Genomic DNA, 15,990 nt, shown 5'->3' with positions numbered 1-15,990 from the left:
TGGGGACAACGTCCAGCTGCAAGACGTTCTCGACGAGTCCATCGAGCGGGCCCGTGCTATCATTGAAGAAAAAAATCCCGACCTCCCGGCTGACGAAAAAGAAGAGATTGCCCGGACGGTCGGTTTGGGCGCCATCAAATACGCCGAACTCTCCCAACATCGCCTGACCGACTACGTCTTTAGCTGGGACAAGATGCTCTCTCTCCAAGGCAACACGGCCCCTTACCTCATGTATAGTTACGTCCGGATCCAATCGATCTTCCGCAAAGCGGGCCAAGTGGCTTTCCGAGGCGTGAATCCGGAACTCTCTTCGCCGGAAGAGCGCGCCCTCGCCCTCAAACTGACCCAATTCGGCGAATCCCTTCCCGGCACCCTCGCCGACCACCGACCCAACTTGCTGGCCAACTACCTCTTCGAGTTGGCCACCACCTTCCATAGCTTCTTCGAAGCCTGCCCGGTCTTGAAATCCGAAGGGCGGATCCAGCACACGCGCCTCATGCTGTGCGAAGTCACCGCCCACGTCCTGAAAACCGGTCTTTCCCTCTTGGGCATCAAAGTGCCCTCACGAATGTAAAATCAAGTCTCCCAACCCGCTCCCAGATCCAGGAGTCGAACGGCCCCGCAGCGGAAACCCGTAACCCAAAATCCTTGACCCTTTCGCCCGGATCGATCACAGATTCGGCCCACGCCGTTCTCCTCCCTCTCGCGAGCCGCTCTGGGACTTCCGACTCTGCTCGCGCTAACGGGATGCTTGCAAGAGTATCTTGGAAATACCGAAGAGGAAAAGGATTCCGCCAAGCTGGAGCGCTTGCAAAAAGTGCTCGCCAAGGCCCGCCAGGAAACTGGCAAACTGGAAGACGCCATTCTTCTTTCCCAGGCACAAATCGAAGCCAAGTCCGATTCTCTCCAATCGCTCGAAGAGCAGTTGCTTAAGCTACGCACGAGTGAGTTCGAGCTCTCCGAAGTTCAGGAAGAACTGCAAGCCTACCAAAAGCGCTTCCGCGTGGCCTTTATCAACGAGGTGCGGGGAAGAGTTTTTGAGGAGTTTCCCCTCCGCTCTGGTCGCACCTTGGAACAGGCCGAGGCCAAGCGTTCCTATCCTGACGGGATTCTCTTCCAGCACTCCCAAGGGATCGAAAAGGTTTCCTTTCAGGAGCTGAGTCCGATCTGGCATGAAGCCTTCAAATTCAGTCAAGACAAAGCGCTCGACTACCTCGAAGCGTCCCGGAAGAACCAGCAAGCGGCCGAGGCTGAAGCGATGAAATTTCGGGCGGAGCGGGACAAGCAGCTCCAGGAGGACTTCCGCAAAACCCAGGCCGAAATGGACGCTCTCAATCGCAAGCGGGCCCTTGCGAAAATCGAAGCCCTCCGAGTGCGCGTTCGCCAGCTACGGAGGGAAGCCAACCAGGCGGAATACGATCACTGGTGGGCCCGCTATCGCGGTCGGTCTTCCTCCTGGAACGGAATCGCCCAGCAGAAACACCGAGAGGCAGATCAGATTGAAATGGAAATCCAGCGTCTCCGCAGCCAACTCTGAAGAGGGTTCTCGCGATAATGAAATTTTGGTTCCTGCTCCTCTCGTTGCCTCTGCTGCTGCTCTCCTGCTCGAGTGAGGAAGAGGTCTACCTGAATGCCGATGGCGTCCCTCTAGCGGTGGCCGATCTCGTGGAGCAAATCCGACAGGCCGAGCGAGCCCAAGTCAGCGCCAAAGAACAACTCAAGCGCATGGAAGTGCGATCCAAGATCCTGGACCAAGCCATTGTCGAGCTCGAAGACCAAATTGCTGAAATCGCTGGGGCCGAGCTAGAAGTCAAATCCCTCCGGGCAGAGCTCGAAAGCTACCAGACCCGCTTCCCCCTTCCTGAATAGCTCGGCACCTGCCCGTCGCGGCGATCCCTCGATCTCGACGACCTTTTCGGGCTGATTTTTATCATAAATGATAAAAATATAGTTTTTTGCTCTTAATTATGGGATTTTTCTTGTGTTTCTCTAAAATTTTGATAATTGGAGCCGGTGATGAAATTCATCTCGGCTCTCACAAGCGTCCTACTGGCAGTCAGTCCATCGGCGCTGGCTGACTCTTTTTCCTACAGTCTCTCGCTCGCCCCCGAGGCCACGGAGGGCTCTGGTTTTGGAAATTCTCTCCTCTACTCGCAGGGCGGACTCGATCTGACGGTCTCTGCCTTCTCCGACGTTCGCTACGAAGGGACTCTCAGCGCCGCCCAAGTCCTCCGCTACCAAACCGGCTTGGGCGTGTCGAACCCGGGGGAAGGAGTCAATTCCGGGAGTCCCCAACACCAGCTCGATAATGAATACTCTTGGGACTTCATGCTCTTTGAGTTCTCCGGGCCGGTCGATCTTCAATCCCTCCGTGTCGATCCCTTTGGCGAGTTTGATCGGGACGTCATTTACTTTGCCGGCTACTTCAATCGCCCCCTCGACCTCCTCGGCGTGGAGACCACTGAGCTGGAGACTCTCTTCCCCGTCTACGGCGAATCGTTCAATCGCCCCAGCTCGGAGGCCCTCACCGTGAATCTGAAGGCGGACGGAGTGAACACTCTCTTGATCGCCGGTCCGCGCCAAAGCGGCAAGCCGGATTACTACAAAGTGCAGGGAATCAAAGGAGAGATTAGCCCCATTCCCGAGCCGACCCACGCGACCCTTCTCTTGCTGGGCGGGGCCCTTTTGGCTCTCCGCCGAAAACGCGCCTGCTAGGCGATCCGTCACCGACCAAGCTGCGGATGGCGGAGTCCGGGGGGGGACCTCAGCGCAAGAAGGGGTTGGTGCGGCGCTCCTCTCCTAGAAGCGTCGTCTCACCATGACCTGGGAAAAGCGTGGCTTCGTCTCCCATCGGGAGCATCTTTTCCCGAATACCATGCTGCAGCAGCGGAAGCGATCCTCCGGGGAAATCCGTCCGCCCGATGCCTCCGGCGAAGAGGGTATCGCCTCCGAAAATGTGCCCGGCCGAGGCATCGTGATACACCAGAGAATCCGGCGAGTGCCCCGGAATGTGGGCCAGGCCGAAAGAACAGCCCGCCATTTCCAACTGTTCCTCTCCCGCCAGGACGGTCGAGACCTCATAGGGAGACACCGAAACGTCCAGCCCTGGTATCGAGGCCAGCAAGGTCTCGAGCGTCAAGTGTTTCCCGTAGGCGCTATGGGCCAGGATGGGGCAATCCCATTGGTCCGCCACCTTCCGGGCATCCCAAACATGATCAAAGTGCTGGTGCGTCAGCAAAAGGACCGAGACTCCTCTTCCAGCCGCCACCAGCCAGTCGACCACGCCCTCGGGAGCATCCACCAAAACCGTTCCCTCCGGGGCCTCCCACCAGAAGGCATTCGTGGCGGCCACGCCACCTGTGTAGATCTCGATGGGGGGCGCTCCAGTGTTCACGCCCCATTCTACGCCAGCCTGCCCAAAAGTGAAATACCCGTGGACAGTCGAAAAAACGTAAGAAACGGTAAACCCCACACCAGAAAGCAGCCTCCGCATCGCTTCGCTTGTTACCCATTCTTTGAGACGTCCCATGTTCCGCCGACTCGCTCCTGCTGCCGCCTTTCTCAGTCACTTGGTTTTCTCGCCAGCGGCCTCCTCGCAAGAGACAGTCGATTTCAATGCGGTGGCCAAGGCCGTCTCCTCCGTCATGGAAAACCAGCACTTCAGCAAGGCCAAGCTGAACGCCGCCCTCTCACAGGAATTTCTCAATCACTACCTCAATCTGCTCGATAGCCAGCGACTCTACTTCACCCAGGCCGACATCCAAGAAATCACCATCCGCTTCGGGGAATCCCTTCATCGTCGCCTCCGCAACGGCTCCAGCTTGCCGGCGGCCGAGGAAATCTGGACACGCTACGAAACCCGGGTCGCGGAGAGGACTTCCTTCATCACCCAGTTGGCGGAAGAAGAAGAATTTCTCTTCCAAGAGGATCGCACCATCCGCATCAATCGCGAAACCGCTCCCTGGCCCAAGGACCAAGCCGACGCCGAGAGGCTCTGGCGAGACGTCATCGGGGAAGAACTTCTCCGAGAAATCCTCTCCAAACAAAACGCGGCTTCCCGGGCCGAGGAGGCCGAGACCTTCGATGCCGCGGCCGTCGAAGACGAGGCCCGAAAAAATATCGTGAAGCGCTACCAACGCATCCTGGAAAACATCCAAGAGACGGATCGCGAAGAAATGATGAACTACTTCCTCTCCTCCTTGGCCCAGACCTTTGATCCCCATTCCGATTACTTCAGCCACAGCGAGACCGTCCGTTTCAGCGACAATATGAACAACTCGCTCATCGGCATTGGCGCCCTTCTCCAGGAGCACGAAGACGGAAGCACCCAGATCAAGGGGATCGTCATCAAGGGACCGGCTGACCGACAAGGCGAATTGCAGATCGATGACCGCATCACCGGAGTCGATCCGACGAACAACGGCAACATGATCGACACCGTCCACATGAAATTGGACAAGGTCGTCGACCTCATCCGCGGGAAAAAAGGCAGCAAGGTTCGCCTTCGCATCATTCCCGCAGAAGACGCGAGCTTGGTCAAAGAAATCGTGATTGCCCGCGAAGAAGTGGAACTCAAGGACCGGCTCGCCTCGGCCGAGCTCTTTGAATACACCCCTGTCACCGAAACCCAGCCCTCCCGCATCGGTTGGATCAATATCCCCTCTTTCTATGCCAATATGGACGGGGATCGCGATGAAGGAATCTCGCGCGACGTCCGCTCCCTCCTCGACCGCCTGGTAGCGGAGAAAGTGGATGGAGTGGTCCTCGATCTCCGGGGCAATGGAGGGGGCGCTCTCGATGAAGCGGTCAAACTGACGGGGCTTTTCATCCCGCGCGGCCCCGTCGTGCAAAGCCTTGACTCTTTCGGAAATCGCGAACCCTACGTCTCCTACACCCGCTACCCGCTCTATGATGGGCCGCTCGTGGTTCTGGTCGATAAGACGAGTGCCTCAGCCAGTGAAATTCTCGCGGCCGCCCTTCAGGACTATGGTCGAGCCGTCATCGTGGGATCGGCCTCGACCTTTGGGAAAGGCACCATCCAAAAAGTCCGCCCCGTCAGCACGGAAATGCCCATGTTGCCCTTTTTCAGTGACCGCTCCAAAGCCGGCGCGCTCAAACTCACCGAAGGGAAGTTTTACCGCATCGCAGGCGGCTCCACCCAGCTGAAGGGCGTCATCCCGGACATCGTCGTGCCCAATCTCTTGGATGCCTTGGAGATTGGTGAAGACGCGCTCGACGGAGCGCTCCCCCACACCGACACTCGCCCCCTGCCTTACGAGACCTGGCCAGACTCCCTCTTCCTGGAGGAACTGGAAATCCGCCACCAAGACCGGATCGAGGACAAGCAAGAATTCGCCTACATCAAAGAAGACGTGAACCGCATCCGCCAGCAGCGCGAACGCAACCAGCTCTCTCTCAACCTTGAAAAACGTCTCGCGGAGGCCGAAGAAAACGAGGCCCGCAAAAAGGAGCGAAATGAGGAACGTCGCCTCCGCTTCGAATTGCAACGCCAACAGGATCGCGAGCAATTCAGCATCTACCACCTCACGCTCGACGACATCAAGGCCAAGGCCCAGCTCGAGAAGATCGGGCGGCTCTCGGACGACGCCGATGACCACATGCGCCGCGCCGACGAGGAAGAAGAAGAGACCGTGGCCGACGGCTCCGAGATTCTCTACCCCAGCGGGATCGATCCTCTGCAACGCGAAACCATCCAGATCATGAGCGACCTCATCAAGCTGCAGCGCCAGGAACGCCTGGCCCAAGTCGAGCGCCGCTGAGATCGCTCTCTCCCACCCCACGCGAAAGAGGCGGGCCGCGCGGCACCGCCTTTTTCATGCCCTCCCCATGCCGTCCGGACTGCACATCCCCCTGGTTCTTCCGGATCTCTGGCAGCAGGAGGCCGTGCAAGCCCTTCGCGCCGGGGAGGACGTCATCGTGAACGCGCCCACCGGGGCCGGCAAAACCTGGGTCTTTGAACTCTATTGCAAGCAAGCGGCCCTCAAGGGCCAAGCCGTCTACACCGTGCCCACCCGGGCCCTGGCCAACGACAAATACGCCGAGTGGTCCAAGGCTGGCTGGAAAGTGGGGCTCGCCACCGGGGATCGGGCCGAAAACTTGCAGGCGCCCGTGCTGGTGGCCACGCTGGAAACCCAGCGTGAGCGCTTTCTTCGACGCCAAGGCCCCGCCCTCCTCGTGATCGATGAATACCAAATGATCGGCGACCAGCGGCGAGGCCTGAACTACGAAATCGTGCTCGCGCTCGCCAGCCAAGCCACCCAACTCTTGCTCCTCTCAGGCAGCGTGGCCAATCCTGAGGACGTCTCCCGTTGGTTGCAGCGCTTGGGTCGAAGCGTTCGCGTCGTCTCGGTGACGAAGCGCCCTGTCCCCCTGGATGACCTTCCCGCCCAAGCCATCGAAGCCAAGCCACCCCAGGCCCTTTCCGGATTCCTCCCTCGCATGATGGTGGCCGCGCTCATGGCGGATCTCGGCCCCATCTTGCTATTCTGTCCCCGTCGCCACGAAGCTGAAAAAATCGCCCGCCAGCTCGCCAGCCATCTCCCGGACGACCAACCCTTGGCCCTCACTCCCGAGCAAGAGCGCGCCTGTGGCAAGGAGCTCCGCAAACTCCTGAAGCGCCGAGTCGCTTGGCATCACAGCGGGCTCAGCTACGCCGTGCGGGCCGGCATCGTCGAACCCCTGGCCCGAGCAGGCCACCTCCGGATCATCGTGGCCACGACCGGCCTGGCGGCCGGGATCAACTTCTCCGTCCGCTCGGTCTACCTGACCGGGCGGCGCTATCGCGATGGCCCCTTCGAGCAGGAACTTCGCCCCGATGAGCTGCTGCAAATGTTCGGGCGAGCCGGTCGTCGTGGGCTCGATGAGCAGGGCTACGTCCTCTCCTCGGATCGCTCCCCTCGCCTCTCTGATGCCCAGCCGCTCCACCTGACCCGCTCCCGCCAGATCGACTGGCCCACCCTGCTGCGCGTCATGAAAGCCGCCGCCGACCTCTCCCAACCCCCTTTTGAGGCGGCCACCACCCTGTGCAGCCAACTCTTCTCCAAGCAAACCATCCAGCTCGGCCACCTAGCCAGCCAAAGGCCTGCGCCCCCGCCCGAAGAAGACAATCCCTTCGCGACCGAGGCGAAAACCCGCGAATTCCTCAATCGCAGCCAGCGCTGGGAACGCTTTGCTCTCCATCACAAACCAGAGAAACGGCCCCTGAAAGAGGTCTGGGTCCGCGAGAAAAAGGCCTGGAAACCGGCCACCCAGAGTCTCGCCTTGGTCTCCGCCGCCCTCCCCGGGCGCACCTCCAAAACGCCGAAGGAACCCAGCTGGTCCTACCTGCGGGAAATCGTGGCCGGGATTGTTCAAGAAACCGGCTTGGCCAAAATCCCGCCCGTGGCGGCCAAACTCCTTGGCAAATCCCGACGTCGCCCTCACTACCTACCGCTAGAAGACCTCTTGGAGGCCTTCCTGGCCCGCTTTCGCCTGCTCCATCCCGAGGCGGTCCTGCAAGACTGGGAGCAGCGGGGGAAGGAACTGGTCGTGCGCTTCAGTGCCGAGGATTGCCTGGTGCCAGCCATTCAGGATGAAAAGGGATTTTGGCTGCATCACCCTCCGGTGCGAGAGATCGCCCACCGCCCCGAAACCGATCTCCAACAGAACGGCGTTTCCTTCGAAGCCGCTCCCCACTCGCCCGTCCGCTCTTGGCGGCGACTCGGCCTGATTGCCAAGGATGGCACCCCCACGCTCCGAGGCGAAATCTTCAGTTTCTTCCAGGGGGGGGAAGGACTCGTGATGGCAGCGGCCCTCGAGCATCCGCACTACCGCATTGAGGACATGGTCTACCACCTAGCCAATCTCCGGGCCGGGCGACGTTTCTCTCTCCGGGGGGGCGGCGAGAGCGAAATGCTGGCCGTCGTCACCCGCGAACTCTACGGCACCCTCTCCCTCCCGGGCTACCTCGAAAATGGCCTCCCGCCTAGCTACGGGAGTGGTGCTGCCGAAAGGCTCTTTTCGCCGGACCCGCTGCTCTCTGCCGAACCCGAGGAAGAGCGCCTCTCAGCGGGCGACCTCGAGCGAGCCCGCTCCGAATGGCTCTCGCTCCTCCGCCATCTGAGCCAGGCCCCCTCCCTGCCTTGCAAACGTTGGTCCTTTTTGCAACACGTGGCTCGGGAGACGCTCGCGGCCGAAGAAGTGCCCGATCGCTCCCTGGAGTCGGTCCGTATCCGCCCCGAACAGCTCGCCCACAAGCCACGCCTCCGCCTGACCCTCGCTTCTCTCAGAAGATAAGAAGACTTTGGTCTTCTCACCCGGCCGGCCGAGCTTCTCGCTTCGCTGGCCTCTCCTCCTACTCCCGGGCTCGGGCATTTCGTGGGGAGGCTGGCTCTTGGAGAGATCCAATCGCCTCTTCCAGCAGCCCGGGCATTGACGGGCTTCTCTCGCCTGTGGCATAATTTAGCGATCAATCGCCCTCCCCATTCCAGCGAGATCACCGACAGCTACCGGTTTTCCCGCATTGAAAACCTCTTTTTGATCGGCTTGGCCTTGCTGGCTCTGCTGGCTTTCTGGATCTTGGTTCCGCGAGGGATCCCCCTGGAGCTGCCCTTGGTGGCCTCCTGCTTGGACATCTTCATCGCCATCTCCAGCTACCTCATCTTCTTGATGATGATGATGGTTCACGGCAGCAAGGCCGATGCTCGCAAGACGCTTTCGGCTTCCTCCCTCTTTGTCGTGGGTGCCTTCAGTGCCTTCCACGCCTTTTTCGCCGACCAAGAAGACACCCAAGCCATCATCTCGTTGGGCGATTTGGTGGGAGGCCTCGTCTTTGGGTTGATCCTCCTTCCTGAAGCCCTGCGGAAGACTTTTGCCTCCCGCTGGACGCCGCTTCTCTTCTTCAGCGCTGCGCTCCTCGGCGGCAGCTCGCTGGCCTTCTTGATCGACTCCCCCTTCGTCCGGACAGTCGTCGATTTCCCATGGTTTTTCCACCTCCCGGCTTTCCTTGGCTACGGCTTGGGCGGCCTTCGTTTGCTGGCGAAACATTCCACCGGACGGGACGCACGCATGCTGGGCTGGATGGGCCTGATCCTGGCCCTCTCCGCTCTCCTAAGTCCCATTCCTGAAATGTGGACCCGTCTTTGGTGGTTTGCCGCGTTCGCGAAAGCCTCCGCCTTTCTCTTGGCTCTCATCCTTTTCCTTCAATCCATCCACCTCGTCCTGCTCAAGCTCTGGAAATCCAATGAAGAGATCCAGACCCTCAATGACAAACTGCAAGCCAGCGTCCTCGAACTGAACGCCACCAACAAAGAACTCAAATCGTTCACCTACGCCGCTTCCCACGATCTTCAGGAGCCTCTGCGCACCATTTCCAATTACCTCGGCATCATCGAAGAAGACTACGCCAAGCATTTCGATCCCGAGGGCCGGGAATACCTCGGCTTCACCATCAGCGCTTCCAAGCGACTCAAGAACCTCATCGAAGAATTGCTCGTCTTCTCCCGCATCCAACGCTCCGCCGCTCCCCTCCTTCCGACCTCGCTCTCCATGATGGCCGACGTCGCCCTCAGCCACTTGGCGCTCGCCGCGGAGGAAGAAAACGCCGACATCACCAAAGAAGAGCTGCCCACCATTTTTGGCGATGAAACCCAACTCATCTATCTCTTCCAAAACCTCCTCAGCAACTCCATCCGCTATCGCCATCCGGAACGCAGTCCCCAAATTCGCATTCGAAGCACCTCGCCGCCCGAGGGCGGGTGGACCCTTGAATTCGAGGACAAGGGCATGGGCATCCCCGCTGAACATCACGAAGAGATTTTCCAGCCCTTCCATCGCCTGCACGCCGCCAGCCAAATCCCCGGCAGCGGCCTCGGCCTGGCCATTTGCCGACGCGTCATGACCTACCACCAGGGCTCCATCCACGTGCTCCGATCGGAACCAGGCCGCGGGACCACCATCGCGCTCCACTTCCCCGCGAAAATCCAGGAAACATCCGATCTGGAAAACGGCACGCAATCCGCGTAGGGATCGCGCATGGTCTCCTCCAGCACCCGCATCGTCGATCCCAGCAAGCTCCAGGAAGACTTCCACTTTCTTCTCGACTGCTTTCTCGAAGTGCTGCGTGAATCCGGGGATGCCCCGCTCGCGGACCAATTGGATCGCACCTTGGGCCGGGGCGAAGGCGGGGGGGAATCCGTCTCGACGGAGCGCCTGGTGCAGGCCCACTCCATCGCCTTCCAGCTCCTCAGCATGGTGGAGGAAAACGCCTCCATGCAGTTTCGCCGCCGCATCGAGGTCGATCGCGGCCTGACCGACGCGCCCGCCCTCTGGGGCCACACCTTCCAGCGGCTCAAAAACAAAGGACTGACCGACGAGCAAATCGCCCAAGTCCTCCCCGAGGTCCGAGTCGAGCTGGTCCTGACCGCTCATCCCACAGAGGCCAAACGGGCCTCCGTTCTCGATCACCACCGCAATCTCTATCTCCTCCTCGTCAAGCGGGAGAACAAAATGTGGACGCCCGATGAGCAAGCCGCCATCCGGGAAGAAGTCAAAACCCAGCTCTCCATCCTCTGGCGGACGGGCGAGGTCTATCTCGTAAAGCCAGATCTCGCCTCCGAGCGCAGCAATGTCCTCCGCTACCTCCGACACGTCTTTCCCACCGTTCTGACCCAGCTCGACATCCGCATGCGCCAGGCCTGGCAAAGCGTGGGAGGCGATCCCGAGACGCTCCGCAATCCCGGCTGCCTCCCACAGCTTCGCTTCGGCACCTGGGTCGGAGGAGACCGGGATGGGCACCCCCTGGTGACGGCCCAGGTCACCCGCAAAACCCTCCGGGATCTCCGCCTGAATGCCCTCCTCCTGCTTCATGGGCAGCTGGGCGACCTCGCCCGGCGCTTGAGCCTCTCCGGCGATCTCCAGCCTCCTCCCAAGCGCCTTCTGGCTCGCATTGAAGAACTCAAGCAGGAAATCGGGAAAGCCGGGACCGCCGCCTTCGAGCGCAATTTGGGCGAGCCCTGGCGGCAACTCCTCAGCCTCATGGTGACGCGCCTCCCGCTCCAGCCCCACCGGACCCGCCCGGACGAACTCTTTCACGACGCGCAGCACTACACCTTTGCCTCCGAAGCCGCCGCCGATCTCGAATTGCTCTACCAATCCTTGGTGGAAGTGGGCATCCCGCGGATTGCCGACGAAACCGTCCGCCCCATTCTCCGCAGCCTGCAAACCTTTGGCTTCCACTTAGCCGTTCTCGACATCCGCCAAAACAGCGCCTTTCACGACCAAGCGGTCCAGCAACTCTTGGAAGCCGCCGGGGAAGAAGACTGCGACTTCCCGAATTGGTCGGAAGAGAAGCGCCTCGCCTTCCTCAATCGAGAACTCGGCAAAGCCCGCCCCTTCACCCGTCCCGGTATGAGCCTGGGTCCCCAGGCCAGCGCGGTCATCGACTGCTACCGCGTCCTCGTGGACACCCTCAAAAGCGAAGGCCCGGCCGGCTTGGGATCGCTCATCATCAGCATGACGCGCTGCACCTCAGACCTCCTGGCCGTCTACCTCTTGGCCCGCGAAGTCGGCCTCCTGGAAATGTCAGAACAAGGTCCGCGCTGCCTTCTCCCCGTGGTCCCGCTCTTTGAAACCATTGAAGACCTCCAATCGGCCCCTGGCATCTTGGAACCCTTCCTGGCCCATCCCGTCACCAAAAACACCCTGGACCGCCAACGCTGGCCCAGGCCTGAGAGCGATCCCGTGCAGCAGGTCATGGTCGGCTACAGTGATAGCAACAAGGACGGCGGGATCTTCGCCAGCCTCTGGAACCTCTATCGCTCCCAATTCCGCTTGGCCGAACTCGGTCGTGAGCACGGGGTGCGCATTCGCTTCTTCCACGGCCGCGGCGGCACCATCAGCCGAGGCGCTGGCCCGACTCACCGCTTCATCGAAGCCCTTCCCTGGAACGCGGTCCAAGGCGATCTCCGGATGACGGAGCAAGGGGAAACCATCGCCCAAAAATACGCCAACCAAGGCACCGCCGCCTACAACCTCGAACTCCTCACGGCCGGGGCCAGCCGGGCCACCCTCTTCGAGAAACACCTGGCCGAGCCCACCCACCCCCTCGATGAAACCATGGACTGGTTGGCTGAACGAAGTCGCACCGCCTACAGCAGCCTGCTCCACCAGGAAGGCTTCGTCCCCTACTTTCGCCAAGCCACCCCCATCGACGTCATTGAAAACAGCCGCATCGGCTCGCGCCCCAGCCGCCGGACCGGGCAAGCCTCCCTCGCCGATCTCCGAGCCATCCCCTGGGTCTTCAGCTGGGGGCAGGCCCGCGTCATCCTCTCCGGATGGTATGGCATCGGCACCAGCTTGGCTGCCCTCCAGCAAGACCAGCCCAAAGCCTTCGCCAGGATTCGTGAGGAAAGCGATTGGGCTCCGCTGCGTTACATCCTCAGCAACACCACCGCGGCCATTCTCATGACGGATCGGGTCATCATGCAGGCCTACGCGGAACTGGTGGAGGAGAGCGGGCTGCGGGAGCGGTTCCTAACCCTCATTGAATCCGAACACGACCTCACCGTGAGGATGCTGGAGGCCGTCTACGGCTGCAGCATTCAAGAACGACGCCCCAACATCCACGCCCTCATGCAAGCTCGCCGAGTCGGTCTCCATCGCTTGCACCACGAGCAGATCGCGCTCCTGCGCGACTGGCGCGGCTGCCGCCCAGAGGAGGAAAAGGCCGCTGCCGAAGCCCTCTTGCCAAAGCTGCTCTTAACCGTGAACGCCATCGCCAGCGGCATGGGCACGACCGGTTGACCCACCACCCCTCCCTAACCCTCGACCAGAAAAAAGGGAATAGACTTCTCGAAGGAGCCTTCCCCTTGAAGCCACCCTACTCGATCCTGCTATGAAAATCCTTGCCTCTTCCCTCCTTCTTCTCACCAGCCCCTCTTTGCTGGCCGATGAAATCGCCCCCCTCGTGGAAACCAGTCAAAAAGCCCACGGCCTGGAAGCTTGGTGGGGCAAGGAAGTCGTCTCTTGCGAAGTCTCGATCGTCTTCGGCGGGCAGCCGATGGTCGATGCCACCTTCACCTTCCAAGCCCATGGCCCCCAGGCCAAAATGGAGACCCGCGATGGCCTCACCATCCTCTTCGATGGAGAAACCGCTTGGACCACCGGGGAAGCCCATCCCATGGACCGCTTCCACGTTCTGACCTGGCCTTGGTTCGTCATGGCCCCCTACAAAATGGTGGGAGACGGCATCACCTTGAGCGACTACGCCGAGAAAAAAGTCGGCCAGACCACTTACCAGACCTTCCTCCAAACCTTTGCCTCAGACATGGGCGACGCGCCGGAAGACTGGTATCGTCTCTTCATCGAACCGGAGACCCAACAGCTCGATTGGATGAGCTACATCGTGACCTATGGGAAGTCCGCCGAGGAAGCCAACCAAAAGCCCTCCGTCATTCACTATGAAGACTACGCCAGCATCGAAGGCGTGCAGATTGCCCAAACCTACACCTTCTACCTTTGGGACAAAGAAAAGAGCGCTCCTCTCGGCGATCCCAAAGGCACCGGCCAAGTCAAGGAGGTGCGGTTTCTAAGCGCCGCTGAAGTGGACTTCACCATACCAGAAGGCGCTCAGGAGATCCCACTTCCCTAAGCTCCCTTTCGCGAATCACCGGTGAGGCCACCTTCTCCAGCCAGCCCATTCTTCCCCCTTCCTCCCTCGTGAATCCGCTCGCCCGCTACACCCATTGGCTGCACTCACAATGGCCTTCGGGCAAAACAGAAAAAGCCCCAGCCATCAAAGAAAACGGCACCTGTAATGTGCCCGGCGTCCGGATTGTGGGCGACCTGACCGGCGTGCCCCTTCTGAAATTCTCAGCCGACACGGGGGCCAAAGCAGTCGATGGCATCTTGGCCGAACCGGACTTCCAGAAAGGCGGCGGCGGCCAGGGCGTCATCGATCTCGCCATCATCGGAGCCGGGGTCTCCGGGATCTCGGCTGCCATCGAAGCCAAAAAGGCCGGCTTGCGCTACCAGCTTCTGGAAGCGGCCGAAGCCTTCTCCACTATCAAGAACTTCCCTCGGAAAAAGCCCATCTTCACCTACCCCACCGGCATGGTCCCGGCGGGCGAAATGCGCTTTCGCTCCGAAGTGAAAGAAGCCCTCATCGAAGAACTGGAAACCCAGCGGGCAGAACACGGCATCGAAACCACCCCGGCCGCCATCCTGAAAGTCACTCGCTCTGGCGGGCTGCTCCACCTGGAGCGCAAGGGCGAAGCGCCGCTCCGCGCGCAGCGGGTCATCATCGCGATCGGTCGCACGGGCAACTTCCGCAAGCTGAACGTCCCGGGGGAAAACCTCGACAAAGTCTCCAACCGTCTCATCGATGCCTCGAAGTTCGGGGGCAAAAAGATCCTCGTAGTCGGCGGGGGCGACTCCGCCCTCGAAGCCGCCATCTCGCTGGCCGAAGAAGGGGCCACCGTGGATGTCTCTTACCGCAAGGCGGACTTCGCCCGAGCCAAACCGGACAACGTCGAGAAGCTGCAAGCCATGGCCGACCAAGGCCAAGTCACCCTCCATCTCCCCACCAACGTCCAAGACATCTCTGCCACCCAAGTCACCCTCTGCGGCCCGGATGGCTGCGACACCGTCTTGGAGAACGACTACGTCTTCACCCTCATCGGGCGAGAAGCGCCGCTCGATTTCTTCCGCAAATCGGGCATCCACATCACGGGCGACCGCACGCCGCAGTTCTGGATCAGCATCACCTTCGCCTTCCTCTTCAGCTTCTGGATCTACCACTGGAAGAAAGGCGGAAAACTCCCCTTCGATGGACAGCTCCCCTCATGGCTCCTGCCCGACTTTGGAAAGTTCTTTGCCTTTCTAGGCGGACAAAGCTCCCTCTTCGCGGGCGTCGTCCACGCCGCCGTCAAGGACCCAGGTTTCTACTACTCCCTCGCCTACTGCAGCTGCGTCCTCGTCTTCGGGATTCGCCGGATCAAGCGTCGCCAGACCCCCTACGTCAAACTCCAGACCCTCACCCTGACCCTTATCCAGTGGATCCCCCTCTTCCTGCTACCCTACTTCTTCTTCCCCTACCTCGGGGCGCTCGGGGCCTTCACCAATGGAGGCTTTGGCGAATGGTTCGGGATGACCTTTCTCTCCAATGGGCCCGAAACCGAGCCCACCGCCTACTGGCGCTCCTTCGGATTCATCCTGGCGTGGCCCCTCTTCGTCTTCAATCTCTTCACGGACCAGCCCATCTGGGGCTGGCTCATCCTCGGCTTCCTCCAGACCTTCGTCGTCATCCCCTTCCTGGTCTGGCGCTGGGGGAAAGGAGCCTACTGCGGTTGGGTCTGCTCCTGCGGCGCGCTCGCAGAAACCATGGGGGATGCCCATCGCCACAAAATGCCCCACGGCCCCTTTTGGAACAAACTGAACATGGTCGGCCAAACCGCCCTCGCCTTCGCCTTTGTCATCCTCGGGATCCGCATCGCCGGCTGGATCTTCCCCAGCACGGGCTGGAACGAAGCCTTCACCACCCTGCTCTACACTCTCCCGATCGCGAATTACGCCTACCTCGTCGACCTCTGGCTGGCTGGCGTCCTCGGGGTGGCCTTTTACTTTCACTTCTCGGGCCGCGTCTGGTGTCGCTTCGCCTGCCCCCTCGCGGCCCTCATGCACATCTACGCCAAGTTCACCCGTTTCCGAATCTTCGCCGAAAAAGAGAAATGCATCTCCTGCAATGCCTGCACCAGCGTCTGCCATCAGGGGATCGACATCATGAACTTCGCCAACAAGGGCCGCCCCATGGAGGACCCGGAATGCGTTCGTTGTTCGGCCTGCGTGCAAACTTGCCCGACCGGCGTGCTCCAATTTGGTCGCTACACTGACAGCGCCCGCAGCCAAATTCAATTCGACACCCTCCCCGCCTCCCCCGTCCTGATGGCCGAAAAGAAACCGTGATCCCCAGCGCTCGCCTTCGGCCCCTCCGCC

At 60.7% G+C, this 15,990-nt stretch carries 11 protein-coding genes; 10 read left to right on the top strand and 1 reads right to left on the bottom strand.

Annotation, left to right across the window (positions count from 1 at the left end):
* From argS to AAF555_03005, 4 genes are all read left to right on the top strand, one after another.
* Positions 1 to 574: arginine--tRNA ligase (gene argS, locus AAF555_03020; GenBank protein MEM6910532.1), on the top strand; the 574-nt coding region annotated here is incomplete at its 5' end.
* A gap of 177 nt (positions 575 to 751) precedes the next feature.
* Positions 752 to 1,537 carry a hypothetical protein gene (locus AAF555_03015; GenBank protein MEM6910531.1) on the top strand — a complete coding sequence of 262 codons (786 nt, stop codon included), beginning with the start codon at positions 752 to 754 and terminating at the stop codon, positions 1,535 to 1,537.
* A gap of 17 nt (positions 1,538 to 1,554) precedes the next feature.
* The gene (locus AAF555_03010) at positions 1,555 to 1,869 is read left to right on the top strand and encodes a hypothetical protein (protein MEM6910530.1); all 315 of its coding nucleotides are present in this window, start codon (positions 1,555 to 1,557) and stop codon (positions 1,867 to 1,869) included.
* A gap of 147 nt (positions 1,870 to 2,016) precedes the next feature.
* Complete coding sequence (locus tag AAF555_03005; protein ID MEM6910529.1) at positions 2,017 to 2,715, top strand: PEP-CTERM sorting domain-containing protein; 699 nt, start codon at positions 2,017 to 2,019, stop codon at positions 2,713 to 2,715.
* A 49-nt stretch (positions 2,716 to 2,764) separates the two neighbouring features.
* Here AAF555_03005 and AAF555_03000 read toward each other — a convergent pair whose 3' ends face one another.
* A complete protein-coding gene (locus AAF555_03000; GenBank protein ID MEM6910528.1) occupies positions 2,765 to 3,394 on the bottom strand; it encodes an MBL fold metallo-hydrolase in 630 nt (209 codons plus the stop codon).
* A gap of 133 nt (positions 3,395 to 3,527) precedes the next feature.
* On the opposite strand from AAF555_03000, the gene AAF555_02995 reads away from it, so the two are divergent.
* The 6 genes from AAF555_02995 (at position 3,528) to AAF555_02970 (ending at position 15,960) form a co-directional block, all read left to right on the top strand.
* Positions 3,528 to 5,780 carry a carboxy terminal-processing peptidase gene (locus AAF555_02995; protein ID MEM6910527.1) on the top strand — a complete coding sequence of 751 codons (2,253 nt, stop codon included), beginning with the start codon at positions 3,528 to 3,530 and terminating at the stop codon, positions 5,778 to 5,780.
* Positions 5,781 to 5,847: 67 nt separating this feature from the next.
* Complete coding sequence (locus tag AAF555_02990; GenBank protein ID MEM6910526.1) at positions 5,848 to 8,295, top strand: DEAD/DEAH box helicase; 2,448 nt, start codon at positions 5,848 to 5,850, stop codon at positions 8,293 to 8,295.
* Positions 8,296 to 8,430: 135 nt separating this feature from the next.
* Entirely contained in the window at positions 8,431 to 10,023 is a 1,593-nt protein-coding gene (locus AAF555_02985) for an ATP-binding protein (protein MEM6910525.1), read from the top strand.
* Between the two features lie 9 nt (positions 10,024 to 10,032).
* Positions 10,033 to 12,801, top strand: a complete 2,769-nt coding sequence (locus tag AAF555_02980; GenBank protein MEM6910524.1) for a phosphoenolpyruvate carboxylase — start codon at positions 10,033 to 10,035, stop codon at positions 12,799 to 12,801.
* 91 nt (positions 12,802 to 12,892) lie between these two features.
* Positions 12,893 to 13,648 (top strand): hypothetical protein, encoded by a 756-nt coding sequence (locus tag AAF555_02975; protein MEM6910523.1) that lies wholly within the window; start codon positions 12,893 to 12,895, stop codon positions 13,646 to 13,648.
* Positions 13,649 to 13,716: 68 nt separating this feature from the next.
* Positions 13,717 to 15,960: an NAD(P)-binding domain-containing protein gene (locus AAF555_02970; GenBank protein MEM6910522.1), complete on the top strand. Its 2,244-nt coding sequence runs from the start codon at positions 13,717 to 13,719 to the stop codon at positions 15,958 to 15,960.
* Positions 15,961 to 15,990: the final 30 nt, after the last annotated feature.

It is taken from the genome of Verrucomicrobiota bacterium (genome assembly GCA_039027815.1).
Taxonomy (GTDB): Bacteria; Verrucomicrobiota; Verrucomicrobiia; order Verrucomicrobiales; family JBCCJK01; genus JBCCJK01.
The sequence above is the reverse complement of the archived record's forward strand: the minus strand, read 5'-3'. Positions and strand labels throughout refer to the sequence as shown.

Bases quoted from the DNA above. Each gene is read 5' to 3' on its own strand.
- AAF555_03005 (MEM6910529.1), top strand. From the start codon at position 2,017: ATGAAATTCATCTCGGCTCTCACAAGCGTCCTACTGGCAGTCAGTCCA.
- AAF555_02975 (MEM6910523.1), top strand. From the start codon at position 12,893: ATGAAAATCCTTGCCTCTTCCCTCCTTCTTCTCACCAGCCCCTCTTTG.
- AAF555_02995 (MEM6910527.1), top strand. From the start codon at position 3,528: ATGTTCCGCCGACTCGCTCCTGCTGCCGCCTTTCTCAGTCACTTGGTT.
- AAF555_02990 (MEM6910526.1), top strand. From the start codon at position 5,848: ATGCCGTCCGGACTGCACATCCCCCTGGTTCTTCCGGATCTCTGGCAG.
- AAF555_02980 (MEM6910524.1), top strand. From the start codon at position 10,033: ATGGTCTCCTCCAGCACCCGCATCGTCGATCCCAGCAAGCTCCAGGAA.
- AAF555_03010 (MEM6910530.1), top strand. From the start codon at position 1,555: ATGAAATTTTGGTTCCTGCTCCTCTCGTTGCCTCTGCTGCTGCTCTCC.